18 protein-coding genes are annotated in these 17,549 nt (G+C 56.9%); 13 read left to right on the top strand and 5 right to left on the bottom strand.

The genetic code is table 11. The features are described from left to right. Window positions 1-192: 192 nt before the first annotated feature. Window positions 193-1,221 (bottom strand): 16S rRNA (guanine(1207)-N(2))-methyltransferase RsmC, encoded by a 1,029-nt coding sequence (gene rsmC / locus IM317_RS12425; protein ID WP_029740018.1) that lies wholly within the window; start codon window positions 1,219-1,221, stop codon window positions 193-195. A 102-nt stretch (window positions 1,222-1,323) separates the two neighbouring features. Here rsmC and IM317_RS12420 point away from each other — a divergent pair, with 102 nt between their 5' ends. The 8 genes from IM317_RS12420 (at window position 1,324) to IM317_RS12385 (ending at window position 7,684) form a co-directional block, all read left to right on the top strand. Next, on the top strand, window positions 1,324-1,737 hold the full coding sequence (locus IM317_RS12420) for a DNA polymerase III subunit psi (RefSeq protein ID WP_033144572.1): 414 nt from the start codon (window positions 1,324-1,326) through the stop codon (window positions 1,735-1,737). Beyond that, window positions 1,706-2,149 carry a ribosomal protein S18-alanine N-acetyltransferase gene (rimI, locus tag IM317_RS12415; protein WP_033144573.1) on the top strand — a complete coding sequence of 148 codons (444 nt, stop codon included), beginning with the start codon at window positions 1,706-1,708 and terminating at the stop codon, window positions 2,147-2,149. The genes IM317_RS12420 and rimI overlap by 32 nt, the downstream gene beginning before the upstream one ends. Before the next feature lie 19 nt (window positions 2,150-2,168). Further along, window positions 2,169-2,846 (top strand): pyrimidine 5'-nucleotidase, encoded by a 678-nt coding sequence (gene yjjG / locus IM317_RS12410; protein WP_023310313.1) that lies wholly within the window; start codon window positions 2,169-2,171, stop codon window positions 2,844-2,846. A gap of 91 nt (window positions 2,847-2,937) precedes the next feature. Next, a complete protein-coding gene (prfC, locus tag IM317_RS12405; protein ID WP_032660822.1) occupies window positions 2,938-4,527 on the top strand; it encodes a peptide chain release factor 3 in 1,590 nt (529 codons plus the stop codon). 298 nt (window positions 4,528-4,825) lie between these two features. Then, on the top strand, window positions 4,826-5,443 hold the full coding sequence (gene osmY, locus IM317_RS12400) for a molecular chaperone OsmY (protein ID WP_028015434.1): 618 nt from the start codon (window positions 4,826-4,828) through the stop codon (window positions 5,441-5,443). A 127-nt stretch (window positions 5,444-5,570) separates the two neighbouring features. Further along, the gene (locus IM317_RS12395; protein ID WP_003856556.1) at window positions 5,571-5,732 is read left to right on the top strand and encodes a DUF1328 domain-containing protein; all 162 of its coding nucleotides are present in this window, start codon (window positions 5,571-5,573) and stop codon (window positions 5,730-5,732) included. Between the two features lie 120 nt (window positions 5,733-5,852). Continuing rightward, window positions 5,853-6,905, top strand: coding sequence for a patatin family protein (locus IM317_RS12390; protein ID WP_033144574.1), 1,053 nt, complete (start codon window positions 5,853-5,855; stop codon window positions 6,903-6,905). Continuing rightward, complete coding sequence (locus tag IM317_RS12385; RefSeq protein ID WP_033144575.1) at window positions 6,902-7,684, top strand: TatD family hydrolase; 783 nt, start codon at window positions 6,902-6,904, stop codon at window positions 7,682-7,684. The genes IM317_RS12390 and IM317_RS12385 overlap by 4 nt, the downstream gene beginning before the upstream one ends. Here the strand turns inward: IM317_RS12385 and IM317_RS12380 are convergent. After that, the gene (locus tag IM317_RS12380) at window positions 7,679-8,539 is read right to left on the bottom strand and encodes a YjjW family glycine radical enzyme activase (RefSeq protein ID WP_033144576.1); all 861 of its coding nucleotides are present in this window, start codon (window positions 8,537-8,539) and stop codon (window positions 7,679-7,681) included. The two genes, IM317_RS12385 and IM317_RS12380, sit on opposite strands and share 6 nt — an antisense overlap. Beyond that, window positions 8,514-10,061 (bottom strand): YjjI family glycine radical enzyme, encoded by a 1,548-nt coding sequence (locus IM317_RS12375; protein ID WP_033144577.1) that lies wholly within the window; start codon window positions 10,059-10,061, stop codon window positions 8,514-8,516. Before IM317_RS12375 ends, IM317_RS12380 begins: the two co-directional genes overlap by 26 nt. Window positions 10,062-10,323: 262 nt before the next feature. Between IM317_RS12375 and deoC the strand changes: the two genes are divergently transcribed. From deoC to deoD, 4 genes are all read left to right on the top strand, one after another. After that, on the top strand, window positions 10,324-11,103 hold the full coding sequence (gene deoC / locus IM317_RS12370) for a deoxyribose-phosphate aldolase (protein WP_023310320.1): 780 nt from the start codon (window positions 10,324-10,326) through the stop codon (window positions 11,101-11,103). Window positions 11,104-11,212: 109 nt separating this feature from the next. Further along, on the top strand, window positions 11,213-12,535 hold the full coding sequence (deoA, locus tag IM317_RS12365; protein WP_033144578.1) for a thymidine phosphorylase: 1,323 nt from the start codon (window positions 11,213-11,215) through the stop codon (window positions 12,533-12,535). Window positions 12,536-12,588: 53 nt separating this feature from the next. After that, window positions 12,589-13,812: a phosphopentomutase gene (gene deoB / locus IM317_RS12360; RefSeq protein WP_033144579.1), complete on the top strand. Its 1,224-nt coding sequence runs from the start codon at window positions 12,589-12,591 to the stop codon at window positions 13,810-13,812. A gap of 125 nt (window positions 13,813-13,937) precedes the next feature. Then, window positions 13,938-14,660 carry a purine-nucleoside phosphorylase gene (gene deoD / locus IM317_RS12355; protein ID WP_010427122.1) on the top strand — a complete coding sequence of 241 codons (723 nt, stop codon included), beginning with the start codon at window positions 13,938-13,940 and terminating at the stop codon, window positions 14,658-14,660. Window positions 14,661-14,721: 61 nt separating this feature from the next. Here the strand turns inward: deoD and lplA are convergent, their stop codons facing one another. Both lplA and IM317_RS12345 read right to left on the bottom strand, forming a co-directional pair. Then, window positions 14,722-15,738, bottom strand: a complete 1,017-nt coding sequence (gene lplA, locus IM317_RS12350; protein ID WP_033144580.1) for a lipoate--protein ligase LplA — start codon at window positions 15,736-15,738, stop codon at window positions 14,722-14,724. Window positions 15,739-15,777: 39 nt separating this feature from the next. Then, window positions 15,778-16,422 (bottom strand): YtjB family periplasmic protein, encoded by a 645-nt coding sequence (locus IM317_RS12345; protein ID WP_033144581.1) that lies wholly within the window; start codon window positions 16,420-16,422, stop codon window positions 15,778-15,780. Between the two features lie 117 nt (window positions 16,423-16,539). On the opposite strand from IM317_RS12345, the gene serB reads away from it, so the two are divergent. After that, the gene (gene serB, locus IM317_RS12340) at window positions 16,540-17,508 is read left to right on the top strand and encodes a phosphoserine phosphatase (protein ID WP_023310325.1); all 969 of its coding nucleotides are present in this window, start codon (window positions 16,540-16,542) and stop codon (window positions 17,506-17,508) included. Window positions 17,509-17,549: the final 41 nt, after the last annotated feature.

Genomic DNA, 17,549 nt, shown 5'->3' with positions numbered 1-17,549 from the left:
ACCAATTCCGCCACCTTCGCATACCATCGATACTGTAAAAGTATCGTAACCACGGAGGCGCATTCTAGATGTTTTCAGCTTTACGTCAACAGAAAAGTGCGCGCGACGCCTTGATTGCTGCAAAAATGGCCGATGCAGGCGCTATGCGGAGCCGGATGGCGCTTGCGCTTATCCGGCCTGCTGGAGCGGAGATTACTTTTTGGCCTGGCGCGTCATGACGGTACGGTAGACCTTAAAGCGGCCGGTCTGGGCGATCACTTCGTGGAAGCCGAAGGTTTCGTCCAGCACTTTCGGGTACGCCAGGAAGGCGTTCGCGACAATACGCAGCTCGCCGCCGCTGTTCAGATGACGGGTTGCGCCGCGGATCAGCGTTTGCGCCGCTTCCAGGCTGGTCTCCATGCCGTCGTGGAACGGCGGGTTGGAGATAATCATGTCGAAGCGACCGGTGACGTCGGAGAAGACGTTGCTGGCAATCACCTCGCCTTCAATGCCGTTTGCGGCAAGCGTTGCGCGGCTGGCTTCAACAGCCGGGGCGCTCACGTCACAGAGGGTTAAGCGCACTTTGGGTGAATGGCTGGCGAGCACGGTAGAGAGCACGCCCGCGCCGCAGCCCACGTCCAGCACTTTGCCTTTGGTGTGCGGCGTCAGGGTGGAGAGCAGCAGCTTGCTGCCCGTATCCAGCGCGTCGCGGCTGAACACGCCCGGCAGGGTTTTGATGGTCAGGCCGTCAAGCTGGTACTCGTCCCAGTATGCCTGTGGATCGAACGTTGTCTGCTTTTCCAGACGGCCATGATACAAACCACAGCGGCGTGCGCTGTCGACTTTATTCAGCGGCGCGTAGCCTTCCAGCATCTGTTCAGCGCTACGCACGCCGCTGCGGTTCTCACCCACCACGAAAATATCGCAGCCTACCGGCAGCAGGGAGAGCAGGTTCATCAGCTGGAACTGGGCTTCAGGCTTGTTCTTCGGCCAGTAGTAAATCAGCGTATCGCAGTCGGCAATATCGCTCTGCTCCGCCACCAGGCTAAAGCGCGCGCGCTCGCCCATCTGGCGGCTCAGCACCTGCCAGTGGTGGTAGTATTGGGTGTGGGCACGGCTTTCAGCACAGTCGAAACGCGCAGGCAGGTCATCCTGCATATCTCCGGCAAACAGAATACGGCTTTCTTCGAAATCATCACTGTGACGCAGCAAGACTTCACTTGCCGGGGTAAATGCAGACATGAATTGTTCCTCAATAAACTCAGGCGGGGATTATAGTAGGTAGATGGCGCACTTTCGACACATTTGCTATATTTGCGCGCCTGAGAGACAGGAGTTTTCCCTATGACATCCCGACGAGACTGGCAGTTGCAGCAGCTGGGCATTACCCAGTGGGCTTTGCGTCGCCCGACGGCGTTGCAGGGCGAAATCGCCATTTCCATCCCTGCGCACGTTCGTCTGGTGATGGTGGCGGAAGAACTGCCTGCCCTGAATGAACCCCTGATCGATGATGTCCTTCGCAGCCTGAAGATGACGGCCGACCAGGTTTTACAGCTGACGCCAGAGCGTGTCGCGATGCTTCCTCCTGATAGCCGCTGTAACAGCTGGCGTATCGGAGAGACAAACGAGATCCCCCTCCAGGGGAGCCAGATCTGCTCGCCAGCGCTGGACGAACTGAAAGCCAACCCAAAAGCGCGCAGCGCGCTATGGCAACAAATCTGCGAATATGAACACGATTTCTTCCCTCACGACGCCTGACCTGACCACCGCGTTTGCGATTGAAACACGCGCCCACGCCTTTCCGTGGAGCGAAAAAACCTTCGCCAGCAATCAGGGCGAACGGTATCTGAACTTCCGTCTGGACGTTGACGGCACCATGGCCGCCTTCGCGATCACGCAGGTTGTTCTTGATGAAGCGACGCTGTTTAATATTGCGGTTGATCCCGCGTTCCAGCGCCGTGGGCTGGGAAGAGAACTGCTCGAGCACCTCATTCGTGAGCTCGAAACCCGTGACGTTTTCACCCTGTGGCTGGAGGTGCGCGCATCGAATGTCGCCGCCATCGCGCTCTATGAAAGCTTAGGCTTTAACGAGGCGACGGTCCGCCGTAACTACTACCCCACCGCAGAGGGACGTGAAGACGCCATCATAATGGCTCTGCCGATTGGATAACGAATATAAGGTTGTAACGATGAAATGGGACTGGATTTTCTTTGATGCCGACGAAACGCTGTTTACGTTTGACTCGTTCGGCGGCCTGCAGCGGATGTTTCTCGACTATAGCGTGACCTTCACCGCTGAAGATTTTCAGGACTATCAGGCGGTAAACAAGCCGCTGTGGGTGGATTACCAGAACGGTGCCATCACCGCGTTACAGCTTCAGCACCAGCGTTTTGACGTCTGGGCGGAACGCTTAAAGGTCAGTCCGGGAACGCTGAATGATGCCTTCCTGAACGCGATGGCCGATATCTGTGCGCCACTGCCGGGTGCGGTTTCCCTGCTGAATGCGTTGAAAGGGAAGGTGAAACTGGGGATCATCACCAACGGTTTTACCGCCCTGCAGCAGATCCGCCTCGAGCGCACCGGCCTGCGCGATCATTTCGATGCGCTGGTGATCTCGGAAGAGGTGGGCGTACCTAAACCGGATCCGCGTATTTTCGATTACGCGCTGGCGCAGGCCGGTAATCCCGACCGCGATCGCGTCCTGATGGTGGGTGATACGGCAGAGTCAGATATCCTGGGCGGCATGAAGTCAGGTTTGTCGACCGTCTGGCTCAACGCGCATGGCCGCGTGAAGCCTGAAGGCATCGAGCCGACCTGGACCGTGACGTCGTTGAACGAACTGGAGCAACTCCTGTGTAAACAATGATTGCCTGCCCCCCATTGATGGGTAAAATAGCCGCAATTTTGTATTCCATGATGCGTGGCGTGCTGCCGCGCTTATAAAAGAAGATTTAATTATGACGTTGTCTCCTTATCTGCAAGAGGTGGCCAAGCGCCGCACTTTTGCCATTATCTCGCACCCGGATGCCGGTAAAACGACCATCACTGAGAAGGTGTTGCTGTTCGGACAGGCGATCCAGACTGCCGGTACCGTTAAAGGCCGTGGCTCCAGCCAGCATGCAAAATCTGACTGGATGGAGATGGAAAAGCAGCGTGGTATTTCGATTACCACCTCCGTGATGCAGTTCCCGTATCACGACTGCCTCGTGAACCTGCTGGACACCCCGGGCCACGAAGACTTCTCCGAAGATACCTACCGTACCCTGACGGCGGTGGACTGCTGTCTGATGGTGATCGACGCCGCGAAAGGTGTAGAAGACCGGACCCGTAAGCTGATGGAAGTTACCCGTCTGCGCGATACGCCGATCCTCACCTTCATGAACAAACTCGACCGCGACATCCGTGACCCGATGGAGGTGATGGACGAAGTGGAAAGCGAGCTGAAAATCGCCTGTGCGCCAATCACCTGGCCAATTGGCTGCGGCAAGCTGTTCAAAGGGGTGTATCACCTCTATAAAGACGAAACCTACCTGTATCAGACCGGTAAAGGCCACACCATTCAGGAAGTTCGCGTGGTGAAAGGTCTGGATAACCCTGAGCTGGACGTGGCAGTCGGCGAAGAGCTGGCCGCGCAGCTGCGCGACGAGCTGGAGCTGGTGAAGGGGGCGTCTCACGAGTTCGATAAAGAGCTGTTCCTGAGCGGTGAAATCACCCCGGTCTTCTTCGGTACCGCGCTGGGTAACTTCGGCGTTGACCACATGCTGGACGGTCTCGTGGAGTGGGCGCCGCGTCCGATGCCGCGTAAAACCGACACCCGTGAAGTGGAAGCGAAGGAAGAGAAATTCACCGGCTTCGTGTTCAAAATTCAGGCCAATATGGACCCGAAACACCGCGACCGCGTGGCCTTTATGCGCGTGGTGTCCGGTAAGTATGAAAAGGGCATGAAGCTGCGCCAGGTGCGTACCGGGAAAGACGTGGTGATCTCCGATGCGCTGACCTTTATGGCGGGCGACCGTTCGCACGTTGAAGAGGCGTATCCGGGCGACATCATCGGTCTGCACAACCACGGCACGATTCAGATCGGCGATACCTTTACCCAGGGTGAAATGATGAAGTTCACCGGTATTCCGAACTTCGCGCCGGAGCTGTTCCGTCGTATCCGTCTGCGCGATCCGCTGAAGCAGAAACAGCTGCTGAAAGGCCTGGTTCAGCTCTCCGAAGAGGGCGCCGTGCAGGTGTTCCGCCCAATCGCGAACAACGATCTGATCGTGGGTGCGGTCGGCGTGCTGCAGTTCGACGTGGTTGTCGCGCGTCTGAAGAGCGAGTACAACGTGGAAGCGATTTACGAGTCTGTGAACGTCGCGACCGCGCGCTGGGTTGAGTGTTCTGACGTGAAGAAATTCGAAGAATTTAAGCGTAAGAACGAAATTCAGCTGGCGCTGGATGGCGGCGATAACCTGACCTATATCGCGCCAACGATGGTGAACCTGAACCTGACGCAGGAACGTTACCCTGACGTTCAGTTCCGTAAAACCCGCGAGCACTAATCCCTCTCAGAGCACGGCTGCCGCCGTGCTCTTCTTTAATTCCTGTCTTATTAATCCCTTGCGGAATGTTCTTAATTCAACGCAATTTCACGCTATTCGCGCGTTTTTTACCCAATTCTGAAAGCGGCTCTGTGAGAGTGAACTATATTTAACTCAGTGTTTAACACCGGGTGTGGATAAATTAACTGTTCAATGCATGACTTTAGGTTGTCCATTTTGCCCGTGTGTTTATTCGCAATATATAAAACTACTAAGGAAGTATGTAGCCCGAATAACGGGTAAACACAGGAATAGATCGATGAATATGACAAGACTGAAGATTTCGAAAACTCTGCTGGCTGTAACCCTGGGTAGCGTTCTGGTGAGCGGTTCCGCTCTGGCGGAAAGCAGCACAATGGATAAAGCCCAGTCCACGGCCGATACCGCAGGGCAAAAAATCGATAGCTCTATGAATAAAGTCGGCAACTTCATGGACGACAGCTCAATCACAGCAAAAGTGAAAGCCGCACTGGTGGATGATGAAGCCATCAAAAGTACCGATATTTCCGTTAAGACCGACAAGAAAGTGGTCACGCTGAGCGGCTTCGTGGAAAGCCAGGCTCAGGCCGAACAGGCGGTGAAAGTCGCGAAAGGCGTTGAAGGCGTTGCGTCCGTCAGCGATAAGCTGCACGTACGTGACGGTAAAAACGCGTCGGTGAAAGGTTATGCCGGTGATGCAGCCACCACCAGCGAAATCAAAGCTAAACTTTTAGCAGATGACATCGTGCCGTCCCGCAAGGTGAAAGTGGAAACCACCGATGGTGTGGTTCAGCTCTCCGGTACGGTAGATTCGCAGGCGCAAAGTGAACGCGCCGAGTCCATCGCGAAAGCGATTGACGGTGTGAAAAGCGTTAAAAACGATCTGAAAACGAAGTAAATCTGGACCATTCGCCCGTCTGGTTAAAACCTGCGGGCGAAATAAGAACGACTCTGGAAAAACGCCGGTGAGTGACCTGAGCGCTCACGTTTAGCGGCCGACATTAACTATGGTAAAGGAGAAGCTTATGTTTCGTTGGGGCATTATATTTCTGGTTATCGCGTTAATTGCCGCCGCATTGGGCTTTGGTGGACTGGCAGGTACAGCGGCATGGGCAGCTAAAATTGTCTTCGTTGTGGGTATTATTCTGTTCCTGGTCAGCCTGTTTACGGGTCGTAGACGTCCGTAGCAAACGCAATATTCCTTCAACAAAAAAAAGCCAGTCACTGTGACTGGCTTTTTCTTATTTGCGTAACAGGTCGGGTGCGCTACTGTGGTGTTATAAAATAATCAAAACAGGAAAGCAGAGGTGGGGCAACGAATTCCCGTTACGCTTGGCAATATTGCGCCGCTGACGTTAAAGCCGTTTCGCGCAGGACAACTCGCACTGGTTTGCGAGGGGGGAGGGCAGCGCGGCATTTTCACCGCCGGCGTGCTGGATGAATTTATGCGCGCGCAGTTCAACCCGTTTGACCTTTACTTCGGCACCTCTGCCGGGGCGCAGAACCTCTCTGCCTATGTGTGTAACCAGCCCGGCTACGCGCGAAAGGTCATCATGCGCTACACCACGGCGAAAGAATTTTTTAATCCGGTGCGCTTTGTGCGCGGCGGCAACCTGATCGATCTTGACTGGCTGCTGGAGTCGACCTCCAGCCAGATGCCGCTGGCCATGGATACCGCTGCCCGTCTGTTTGATAGCGGCAAAGAGTTCTGGATGTGCGCCAGCCGGGGCGATGACTATTCGCCGGGCTATTTTTCTCCTCAGAAGGAGAACTGGCTGGACATCATCCGCGCCTCCAGCGCGATCCCCGGCTTTTATCGTACCGGTGCCCTGCTGGACGGTATTAACTATCTGGACGGGGGGATCAGTGACGCGGTGCCGGTGCAGGAAGCCGCCCGGCGCGGGGCGAAAACCATTGTGGTGATCCGTACCGTACCGTCGCAAATGTATTACACGCCCCAGTGGTTCAAACGGATGGAGCGCTGGTTGGGCGACAGCAGCCTGCAGCCGCTGGTGAACATCGCGAAACAGCATGAAACCACCTACGGCGCGATGCAGCGCTTCATTGAAAAACCGCCGGGCAAGCTGCGTATTTTTGAAATCTATCCGCCTAAGCCGCTGCTGAGCATGGCCCTGGGCAGCCGCGTCCCTGCGCTGCGCATGGATTACAAAACGGGGCGGCTGTGCGGGCGTTACTTCCTGGCGACGGTGGGGAAAATGCTGGCGGAGCAACCGCCGCTTCATCGCCATAAACGCATTATTTTGCCGCCTGCGATTGTCGCCAACGACGCCCTGACGATGCCGCTGGTGGATATTCCGCAGGCGAATGACGCTTTACTGGATAACGAGGATCTGGCGTGACGCACCGCTTTGTCGATACCCACTGCCACTTTGATTTTCCGCCGTTTACGGGGGATGAAGCGCAAAGCATAGCGAAAGCGGCCGAAGCAGGCGTTCAGGCTATCATTGTGCCGGCAGTTGAAGCGGCCTATTTTTCCCGGGTGCTGGATCTTTCCACACAGCACCCTGCGCTCTATGCCGCGCTCGGCCTGCATCCGATTGTGATTGAGCGGCATCTTGATGAGCACATTGAGAGGCTTGATGAGGTCGTGCAGACCGCAGGAAACAAACTTGTCGCCATCGGTGAGATCGGCCTCGATCTTTATCGTGAGGATCCGCAGTTTGAGCGCCAGCAGACGATCCTCGACGCGCAGCTCAGGCTGGCGAAGCGCCACGATCTGCCGGTGATCCTCCACTCAAGACGCACGCACGATAAGCTGGCGATGCACCTGAAACGCATCGATCTGCCGCGAAAAGGGGTCGTGCACGGTTTCTCCGGCAGCCTGCAGCAGGCGCAGCGTTTTATTGAACTGGGCTATAAAATTGGCGTCGGTGGCACCATCACCTATCCGCGCGCCAGTAAAACCCGGGACGTGATGGCACAGCTGCCGCTGTCGGCGCTCCTGCTGGAAACCGACGCGCCGGATATGCCGCTGAATGGTTTTCAGGGCCAGCCGAATCGCCCGGAACAGGCGGCGCGCGTGTTTACCACCCTGTGTGAACTGCGAAAAGAGCCTGAAGAGGTGATTGCCGATGCGCTGCTGGAAAATACCCGTTCGGTATTTGGCATCACGCTATAGGTAAAGTGCCGGACGAATCACCGTTATCTTCTGTTTTTCCAGCGCCCGCGCCAGCGGTTCAACGTCCTCGGGCGTGGCGCTGCGCCACGACGCAGCCTCACCGTAAACGCCCTGCGCATGAAACGCATTGATACGCACCGGAACATTCCCAAGCCCGTGGATAAAGGTTGTTAGCGGTTTGAGGTGTTCCAGATAATCACACAGCTCCGGAATCACCAGCAGGCGGAGTTCCGTCAAACGGTGACGATCTGCCAGCCAGCGGATGCTCTGCTTGATCTGCGGGTTTTCGCGTCCGGTCAGGAAACGGTGATGCTCGTTCCCCCACGCCTTCAGATCCAGCATTGCGCCATCCAGTACCGGCAGCAGCTTTTGCCAGCCGGTTTCGCCTAACAGACCGTTGCTGTCTACCAGGCAGGTGAGGTGGCGCAGGGCGGGATCGGCTTTGATCGCGGTAAACAGGGCAATCAAAAACGGCAATTGCGTTGTGGCTTCGCCGCCGCTGACGGTGATCCCTTCGATAAACGGTGCGGATTTGCGGACCTGAGCGAGGATCTCTTCCACGCTGAAGCGGTGCGCCATAGGCGTTGCCTGCTGCTGGCACAGATGCAGGCAGGTGTCGCACTGCTGGCAGTCACTCTCCTGCCACCAAACGCGTCCGGCCTGAATCGTCAGCGCGTCGTGCGGGCAGTGGGGCACACAGTCCCCGCAGTCGTTGCAGCGGCCGATCGTCCACGGGTTGTGGCAGGTTTTACAGCGCAGGTTGCAGCCCTGCAGGAACAGCGCCAGGCGGCTGCCCGGCCCGTCCACGCAGGAAAAAGGAATGACCTGACTAACTAAAGCGCATCTGCTGTTCATGGCTTATCACGCGCGGCTGACGTTCCAGAATACGGGTATTGCGTGCGGCCTCTTCCCCCAGCCACGTGGTATTGGTGCGCGATCCGGCTTCCCGGTATTTCTCCAGATCCGACAAGCGAACCATGTAGCCTGTCACGCGGACCAGATCGTTACCCGCTACGTTGGCGGTAAATTCACGCATTCCCGCTCTGAACGCCCCCAGGCAAAGCTGAACCACCGCCTGCGGGTTGCGTTTGACCGTCTCCTCCAGGGTGAGAATATCGCTGATTCCGGAGTGATAGTGTTTGTGATGCGGCGCAACGGCCAGCAGATGGCTGATGGGATCCGGCTCGTCGCCGTAAGGCAAGCGCGCGCCCGGCGTGGTGCCCGAATCGGAACTGATCCCCGACTGCGCGTGAAGCATCGCGCGAAGCTTCCAGCCGTGCTTCACCGGCGTGCTTTCAACGAACGCTGCAAGCTGTTCGCTGATGCGATAGCCCAGCGCGTTGGCCTGTTCATCCTTTCCGTAGCGTCCCGCTATTCCTGCTTTCTCACAGAGCGCGTTTACCGCTTCCGCCAGGCCGTACATGCCAAACATGGGTACAAACCGTTCCGCATCAATCAGCCCCTCTTTTACCAGGAAGCTATTCTCAAAGAAGCCAGATTGCTCGTAAAGGAAACCGCAGCGTGCATCGATGATGGCAATTTGCTGCTGGCAGTAGTGCGGGAGCGTGCGGGTGAAGAAGTCGTCAATGGATGCGCTGCGTTCAGCAATGGCTTTGAGGTTAAGGCGCACCAGGGTGCTGCCGCCGCCTGCAAGCGGCAGGGAGTTGTAACAGCTCACCACACCATAACGGCCTTTTGTGAAAATTTTATCATTCATCGGGCCATTAGAAATATGCGGTTTGCTGCATTCACAAATGTTTTTCGCCACCTCAAGCAGCAAATCATCTGGGGTGATATCGGGATCGTAGATAAAGGTCAGGTTCGGCGCGACCTGCTTCAGCTCTGCATCGGCACGCAGAATGGCGCGCGTGACGGGCGTATCTTCAGGCCCGATGTTTGCGTGCATAAACGCATCCGGCAGCGTACGGTCGAGATAGCGCCAGAAACGTTTTATTCGGCTATCGATCTCTTCTTGTGTTAGAATTCTAACATATGGAGTCAATATCGCATCAAGCTGACCGAGATAGACCGGCATCGATGTGACGGACGGAACATGATGGTAGAGGATGGTTAACAGCGAGAGGGCGTCGTCGAGATCTTTCGCGCCTTCCAGCTCCAGCCACTCTGAACCGTTAGCCAGAAATTTTGCGTAATCCGGCAGAACGTAACGGGGTTTGTAAGGCGCATGGCCTTCGAACATGTCGCAGATAAACCCTTCGTCCAGTGCGGCTCGTGCGGCCTCAGGAAGAGCCGGGTAAGGCAGGTTGTTTTCCGCTTCCAGCGCCAGAAAATGACGTTTTTGTTCCGGGGTTAACACCGGGCTTGTCACAATGTGCTGGCAACGTTGTTGCAGGGCGTCGGGGCTGGAGTGGGGCATAGTCGCTTCCTTGAGTGTTCTGCGGATGATGAACGGATTGTAGGAAGCCAGCCTGTCGGGGCTTTTGATCCGACAGGGGGTATCGCTGCTTTAGTCGGCAATTTACGCGCTAAAGTTTGAAGAAGATCTCATTACAGTAATGCAAATTTGTATGCAGTTTTCATTAACTGTGATGAATGTCGAAGTGTGGATGCGGGTGAATGTTAGAATACTCACAGACCCGCAAGGTAAAATTTATACGGCACTGCCGTTGGAGAATGTTATGACCGATTTAACTGCAAGCAGCCTGCGCGCGTTGAAACTGATGGACCTGACCACCCTGAACGATGACGACACCAATGAAAAAGTCATCGCCCTGTGCCATCAGGCGAAAACGCCGGTGGGTAACACCGCAGCCATCTGTATCTACCCGCGCTTTATCCCGATTGCCCGTAAGACGCTGAAAGAGCAGGGTACGCCGGACGTGCGCATTGCAACCGTAACTAACTTCCCGCATGGCAACGACGATATCGAGATCGCGCTGGCAGAAACCCGCGCGGCGATTGCTTACGGCGCAGACGAAGTTGACGTGGTGTTCCCGTACCGCGCGCTGATCGCCGGTAACGAGCAGGTCGGTTTTGACCTGGTGAAAGCCTGTAAAGACGCGTGCGCGGCGGCAAATGTGCTGCTGAAAGTGATCATCGAAACCGGCGAGCTGAAAGAAGAGGCGCTGATTCGTAAGGCATCTGAAATCTCCATCAAAGCCGGTGCGGATTTCATTAAAACCTCTACCGGTAAAGTGCCGGTGAATGCGACCCCGGAAAGCGCGCGCATCATGATGGAAGTGATCCGCGACATGGGCGTATCCAAAACCGTTGGTTTCAAACCTGCGGGCGGCGTGCGTACTGCTGAAGACGCGCAGCAATTCCTGGCGATTGCCGACGAGCTGTTTGGCGCCGACTGGGCCGATTCCCGTCACTACCGCTTCGGTGCGTCCAGCCTGCTGGCCAGCCTGCTGAAAGCGCTGGGTCATGGCGACGGTAAGAGCGCAAGCAGCTACTGATTGCCAGACAATGCCGGATGACGCTTCGCTCATCCGGTCGACAGGATCGTAGGGCGGGTAAGCGTAGCGCCACCCGCCACAACTCCCCCGATTCCGCATGGAGGTTACCGTGTTTCTCGCACAAGAAATTATTCGTAAAAAACGTGATGGTCATGCATTAAGCGATGAAGAGATCCGCTTCTTCATCAACGGCATTCGTGATAACACCGTCTCAGAAGGGCAAATTGCGGCTCTGGCGATGACCATTTTCTTCCACGATATGTCGATGCCTGAGCGCGTGTCGCTGACCATGGCGATGCGAGATTCAGGAACCGTTCTGGACTGGAAAAGCCTCAACCTTAACGGCCCGATTGTGGATAAGCACTCCACCGGCGGCGTGGGTGACGTGACGTCTCTGATGCTCGGCCCTATGGTGGCAGCCTGTGGCGGTTACATCCCGATGATCTCCGGGCGCGGCCTGGGCCACACCGGCGGTACGCTCGACAAACTGGAAGCCATTCCGGGCTTCGATATCTTCCCGGACGACAACCGCTTCCGCGACATTATTAAAGACGTTGGTGTGGCGATTATCGGCCAGACCAGCTCTCTTGCTCCGGCAGACAAGCGTTTCTACGCCACCCGCGACATCACCGCGACCGTTGACTCCATCCCGCTGATCACCGCCTCTATCCTGGCGAAGAAACTGGCAGAAGGGCTGGACGCGCTGGTGATGGACGTGAAGGTGGGCAGCGGCGCCTTTATGCCGACCTATGAACTTTCTGCTGCGCTCGCGGAAGCGATCGTTGGCGTATCCAACGGCGCGGGCGTGCGCACCACCGCGCTGCTCACCGACATGAACCAGGTGCTGGCGTCCAGCGCCGGTAACGCCGTCGAAGTGCGTGAAGCGGTGCAGTTCCTGACTGGTGAATACCGCAACCCGCGTCTGTTCGACGTCACCATGGCGCTGTGCGTTGAGATGTTAATCTCCGGCAAGCTGGCCAAAGACGACGCAGAAGCCCGCGCGAAGCTGCAGGCGGTGCTGGATAACGGCAAAGCGGCGGATATTTTCGGTCGCATGGTTGCAGCCCAGAAGGGCCCGACCGATTTCGTCGAAAACTACGCGAAATACCTGCCAACCGCGACGCTTAGCAAAGCGGTGTATGCCGATAGCGAAGGGTATGTCTCTGCAATGGACACCCGTGCGCTGGGTATGGCAGTAGTCTCGATGGGCGGCGGCCGTCGTCAGGCGTCAGACACCATTGATTACAGCGTCGGCTTTACCGATATGGCACGTCTGGGCGACAGCGTTGACGGTCAACGTCCGCTGGCGGTGATCCACGCGAAAGACGAAGCCAGCTGGCAGGAAGCGGCTAAAGCGGTGAAAGCGGCAATTACGCTTGACGATAAAGCGCCGGAAACCACACCGACTGTCTATCGCCGTATCACCGAATAGCGGTATACTGATCTGATCGATAATTTTTGAAGCACTACGTACGGAGAACAATTATGAAACGTGCATTTATTATGGTGCTGGACTCATTCGGCATCGGCGCAACCGAAGATGCAGAACGTTTTGGTGACGTGGGTTCCGATACCATGGGCCACATCGCGGAAGCCTGTGCAAAAGGCGAAGCGGACAACGGTCGTAAAGGCCCTCTGACTCTACCTAACCTGACCCGCCTTGGTCTGGTGAAAGCGCATGAAGGTTCTACCGGTAAAATCGCAGCCGGTATGGACGGCAACGCGGAAGTCGTGGGCGCCTACGCCTGGGCTCACGAGCTCTCCTCCGGTAAAGACACCCCGTCTGGCCACTGGGAAATCGCCGGTGTGCCGGTGCTGTTCGACTGGGGTTATTTCTCCGATCACGAAAACAGCTTCCCGCAGGAGCTGCTCGATAAGCTGGTGAAGCGTGCCAACCTGCCGGGCTACCTCGGTAACTGCCACTCTTCCGGTACCGTGATTCTGGATCAGCTCGGCGAAGAGCACATGAAAACCGGCAAGCCGATTTTCTACACCTCTGCTGACTCCGTGTTCCAGATTGCGTGCCATGAAGAGACGTTTGGCCTGGATAAACTCTACGAGCTGTGCGAAATCGCCCGTGAAGAGCTGACCGAAGGCGGCTACAACATCGGCCGCGTGATCGCGCGTCCGTTTATCGGCGACAAAGCGGGTAACTTCCAGCGTACCGGTAACCGTCATGACCTGGCCGTTGAGCCACCGGCGCCAACCGTGCTGCAGAAGCTGGTTGAAGAGAAAGACGGCCACGTGGTGTCCGTGGGTAAAATCGCGGATATCTACGCCAACTGCGGCATCACCAAAAAAGTGAAAGCCACCGGTCTGGATGCGCTGTTCGATGCCACCATCAAAGAGATGAAAGAAGCGGGCGACAAGACCATCGTCTTCACCAACTTCGTGGACTTCGACTCCTCCTGGGGCCACCGTCGCGACGTTGCGGGCTATGCAGCGGGTCTTGAGCTGTTCGACCGCCGTCTGCCGGAGCTGATGGAGCTGGTGGGTGAAGATGACATTCTGATTCTGACCGCGGACCACGGCTGTGACCCAACCTGGACCGGTACCGACCACACCCGTGAGCACATTCCGGTGCTGGTGTACGGCCCGAAAGTGAAGCCAGGCTCGCTCGGTCACCGTGAAACCTTCGCGGACATCGGCCAGACCCTGGCGAAATACTTTGGTACGTCTGACATGGAATATGGCAAGGCCATGTTCTAAACGGATTGGGTGCGGCCTGATGCCCTCACCCCGACCCTCTCCCACAGGGAGAGGGAGAACAGAATGTAGGCCGGGTCAGGCGTAGCCGCCACCCGGCAAAAACAACAATGTAAAAGGAACTGAAGATGGCAACTCCTCACATTAATGCAGAAATGGGTGATTTCGCTGACGTCGTATTGATGCCGGGCGACCCGCTGCGCGCGAAGCACATTGCAGAAACTTTCCTGGAAGACGTGCGTGAAGTGAACAACGTTCGCGGCATGCTGGGCTTCACCGGTACCTATAAAGGGCGCAAAATCTCCGTTATGGGCCACGGTATGGGTATCCCATCCTGCTCTATCTACACCAAAGAGCTGATCACCGACTTCGGCGTGAAGAAAATCATCCGCGTTGGCTCCTGCGGCGCGGTGCGTATGGACGTTAAGCTGCGCGACATCGTTATCGGTATGGGTGCCTGCACCGATTCCAAAGTTAACCGCATGCGTTTCAAAGACCATGACTTCGCGGCGATTGCTGACTTCGGCATGGTGCGTGACGCGGTTGACGCGGCAAAAGCGCTGGGCGTTGAAGCGCGCGTGGGTAACATCTTCTCTGCTGACCTGTTCTATGCCCCGGACGGCGGCGAGATGTTCGACGTGATGGAAAAATACGGCATTCTGGGCGTTGAAATGGAAGCGGCGGGTATCTACGGCGTCGCGGCTGAGTTTGGTGCGAAAGCGCTGACCATCTGCACCGTGTCTGACCACATCCGTACCCACGAGCAGACCACCGCTGCCGAGCGTCAGACCACCTTCAACGACATGATCAAAATCGCGCTGGAATCCGTTCTGCTGGGCGATAAAGAGTAATTCTGTCTCTTCCCTCCCTCTCCCTATGGGAGAGGGCCGGGGTGAGGGCACCAGACCGCACCTAGCGCACGGCCTGTGCAATCCACGCCGACAGCTCCCGCAGCTCTTTTTCCTGCTCCGGAAAATCCCCGATCAACGCGTCGCATTCCTGCTGCAGCATATCCGCCCTGTACAAACAGCCCTGCAAACGTGCCGCCAGCGCCTCTAACGGTGCCGGGTTCAGGCTATCGGTAAACACCTGCGTGCGGGTGATATGGCCTTTCTCCACGTCAAAATGCAGCTCCACGCCGCCCCAGGTAAAACGCTCATCAAGCAGATGGGAAAACGCAGGAGCCTGACCGAAGTTCCATTCCCAGCTGCTCTGGCGGGCGAAGGTTTCGGCGAAGTTGGGCAGGTCCGGGGTTTTGTCAGGGGAGATGACTTCTGCTTCCACGCGCTCGCCGTAATGTTCAAAGAACGCGTCACGGATCGCATCGCAAATCTGCTCGTGCGTAATTCCCGGCAGCAGTTCCACCAGATTTGCCACGCGGCCGCGCACGGAGGTAATTCCTTTGGCCTGGAGCTTTTTCTTATCCGGATTCAGGTAGTTCGCCAGACGGCTCAGATCTGCGTTCAGCAACAGGGTGCCGTGGTGGAACCCGCGATCCATCGTTTCGCGGTAGGCGGAGCCGGAGACCTTCCGGTCGCCCTCGGGGGTTTTCACCACCAGATCGTTACGCCCGGACGCTTCCGCCGTTACGCCGAGTGAATTGAGCGCGTTGAGGACGATGGACGTTGAGATGGTTTTGTCGTATTCCGGTTTGCCCGCCATAAAGGTAAAGCAGGTATTGCCCAGATCGTGAAACACCGCGCCGCCGCCGCTGCTGCGACGTGCGAGACGGACGTTGTCCTCTTCCATACGCCGCGTATTGCACTCTTTCCAAGGGTTTTGCGCGCGGCCGATGACCACCGTATCGGCGTTCCGCCAGAGAAACAGTACGCGCTGGGTGGCGGGCATCTGGCGGAAGATGCACTCTTCTACCGCGAGATTAAACCAGGGATCGTAAGAGTCAGAGATAAGCAGGCGTAACGTCGTCATGGCAAAGTTCCTTTTCCGAATCGTTCGCCTACTTTATCACTAATCTTTCTTCTCGCTCTCTTCGTCTTCGGGGACGGAGTTGCTGGCGGTCAGCAGGAACGGGGATTGCTGCCAGCGCGAGCGCTTGCCGCGAAGCAGGGTGCGCGCCAGCACAACGCCGATGGCGAGTGAAAGCAGCAGCATCAGGCGCAGAATATTGGTGGTATTATCGACCTGTTTGGCTTCAGTAGGCAGGGTGTGGGTATCGAGGGTCAGGCGCAGATAGCCCAGCGGGCCATTCTTCCCCTGAATAGGTTCGACAATCTGCTGGTTAAAGTAGCCCCCGGCTTTTTTCCCGTCCAGCGCCAGCCTGTCGCGCACGTCGACGTGTTCGCCAGCGCGGGCAATCAGGTTGCCTTGCTCATCATAGACGCCGGCATCAAGAATGCGGCTATTCTCCGTGAGCAGGCGTAAAACCTGGCCTATCCGCTTCTCGTCCGGCGTTTCGGTACGCATGGACGGCGCGACGTTGAGCGTCACCTGGCGTGCCAGCGTGCGGGCCAGCTCTTCAAACTGCGGGTTGCGTTGCCGTTGATGGTTCTGGCTAAACCACGATGCCCCTTGCATCAGCACCACTAATAGTGCGAGACAGGAAAGGACAATCACGGCGCGATGGAGCCGGAATTTCAGTTTTGCGCGAGCCATATTCCACCTGCTGAAAATTTACGGCTTAATGTTGCCAGAAGTGATGGTTACAGGGTAGCCTCATGCGTTATTTTCCCTCTGCAACCTTCCGGCGCGAACGAAATTACAGGAGCTTTAATGCCGAACATTACCTGGTGTGACCTGCCAACGGATGTCTCTTTATGGCCAGGATTGCCGCTCTCTTTAAGTGGCGATGAGGTGATGCCTCTGGATTACCACGCCGGTCGTAGCGGCTGGCTCCTCTACGGACGCGGTCTGGATAAGCAACGCCTGACCCAGTATCAAAGCAAGCTGGGTGCGGCAATGGTCATCGTCGCCGCCTGGTGCGTGGAAGACTACCAGGTTATTCGCCTGGCGGGTTCCCTGACGCAGCGCGCAACGCGTCTGGCGCATGACGCCGGGCTGGACGTCGCGCCGCTGGGTAAAATTCCGCATCTGAAAACCCCGGGCCTGCTGGTCATGGACATGGATTCTACGGCGATCCAGATCGAGTGTATTGACGAGATTGCGAAGCTGGCGGGCAGCGGCGAGCTGGTGGCGGAAGTCACCGAACGTGCGATGCGCGGCGAGCTGGACTTCACCGCCAGCCTGCGCCAGCGCGTGGCGACCCTGAAAGGGGCCGACGCCAACATTCTGCGCCAGGTGCGCGACGTGCTGCCGCTGATGCCAGGGCTGACGCAGCTGGTGCTGAAGCTGCAGTCCCTCGGCTGGAAGGTGGCGATCGCCTCCGGTGGCTTCACCTTCTTCGCGGATTACCTGCGGGAAAAACTGCATCTGACCACCGTGGTGGCCAATGAGCTGGAGATCATGGACGGCAAGCTGACCGGCCAGGTGATTGGCGATATCGTAGATGCCCAGTACAAAGCCAATACGCTGACGCGTCTGGCGGAAAAATATGAAATTCCGGTTGTCCAGACCGTCGCCATCGGCGATGGCGCGAACGACCTGCCGATGATCAAAGCCGCCGGTCTGGGCATTGCCTACCATGCCAAGCCAAAAGTGAATGAAAAGACGGAAGTCACTATCCGTCACGCTGACCTGATGGGGGTGTTCTGCATTCTCTCCGGCAGCATTAATCAGAAATAACGGCCTGCTTTGTAGGCCGGGTAAGCGTAAGCGCCACCCGG

This window comes from Enterobacter cloacae complex sp. S3 (genome assembly GCF_014930495.1).
Taxonomy (GTDB): domain Bacteria; phylum Pseudomonadota; class Gammaproteobacteria; order Enterobacterales; family Enterobacteriaceae; genus Enterobacter; species Enterobacter asburiae_B.
This window is presented reverse-complemented; position numbering and strand designations above follow the sequence as displayed.

Coding starts and splice junctions, on each gene's coding strand:
- prfC (WP_032660822.1), top strand. CDS start 2,938: ATGACGTTGTCTCCTTATCTGCAAGAGGTGGCCAAGCGCCGCACTTTT.
- IM317_RS12375 (WP_033144577.1), bottom strand. CDS start 10,061: ATGCCCCACTCCAGCCCCGACGCCCTGCAACAACGTTGCCAGCACATT.
- deoD (WP_010427122.1), top strand. CDS start 13,938: ATGGCAACTCCTCACATTAATGCAGAAATGGGTGATTTCGCTGACGTC.
- rsmC (WP_029740018.1), bottom strand. CDS start 1,221: ATGTCTGCATTTACCCCGGCAAGTGAAGTCTTGCTGCGTCACAGTGAT.
- rimI (WP_033144573.1), top strand. CDS start 1,706: ATGAACACGATTTCTTCCCTCACGACGCCTGACCTGACCACCGCGTTT.
- lplA (WP_033144580.1), bottom strand. CDS start 15,738: ATGACGACGTTACGCCTGCTTATCTCTGACTCTTACGATCCCTGGTTT.
- IM317_RS12380 (WP_033144576.1), bottom strand. CDS start 8,539: ATGAACAGCAGATGCGCTTTAGTTAGTCAGGTCATTCCTTTTTCCTGC.
- deoC (WP_023310320.1), top strand. CDS start 10,324: ATGACCGATTTAACTGCAAGCAGCCTGCGCGCGTTGAAACTGATGGAC.
- serB (WP_023310325.1), top strand. CDS start 16,540: ATGCCGAACATTACCTGGTGTGACCTGCCAACGGATGTCTCTTTATGG.
- IM317_RS12420 (WP_033144572.1), top strand. CDS start 1,324: ATGACATCCCGACGAGACTGGCAGTTGCAGCAGCTGGGCATTACCCAG.
- IM317_RS12395 (WP_003856556.1), top strand. CDS start 5,571: ATGTTTCGTTGGGGCATTATATTTCTGGTTATCGCGTTAATTGCCGCC.
- deoB (WP_033144579.1), top strand. CDS start 12,589: ATGAAACGTGCATTTATTATGGTGCTGGACTCATTCGGCATCGGCGCA.
- yjjG (WP_023310313.1), top strand. CDS start 2,169: ATGAAATGGGACTGGATTTTCTTTGATGCCGACGAAACGCTGTTTACG.
- IM317_RS12345 (WP_033144581.1), bottom strand. CDS start 16,422: ATGGCTCGCGCAAAACTGAAATTCCGGCTCCATCGCGCCGTGATTGTC.
- osmY (WP_028015434.1), top strand. CDS start 4,826: ATGAATATGACAAGACTGAAGATTTCGAAAACTCTGCTGGCTGTAACC.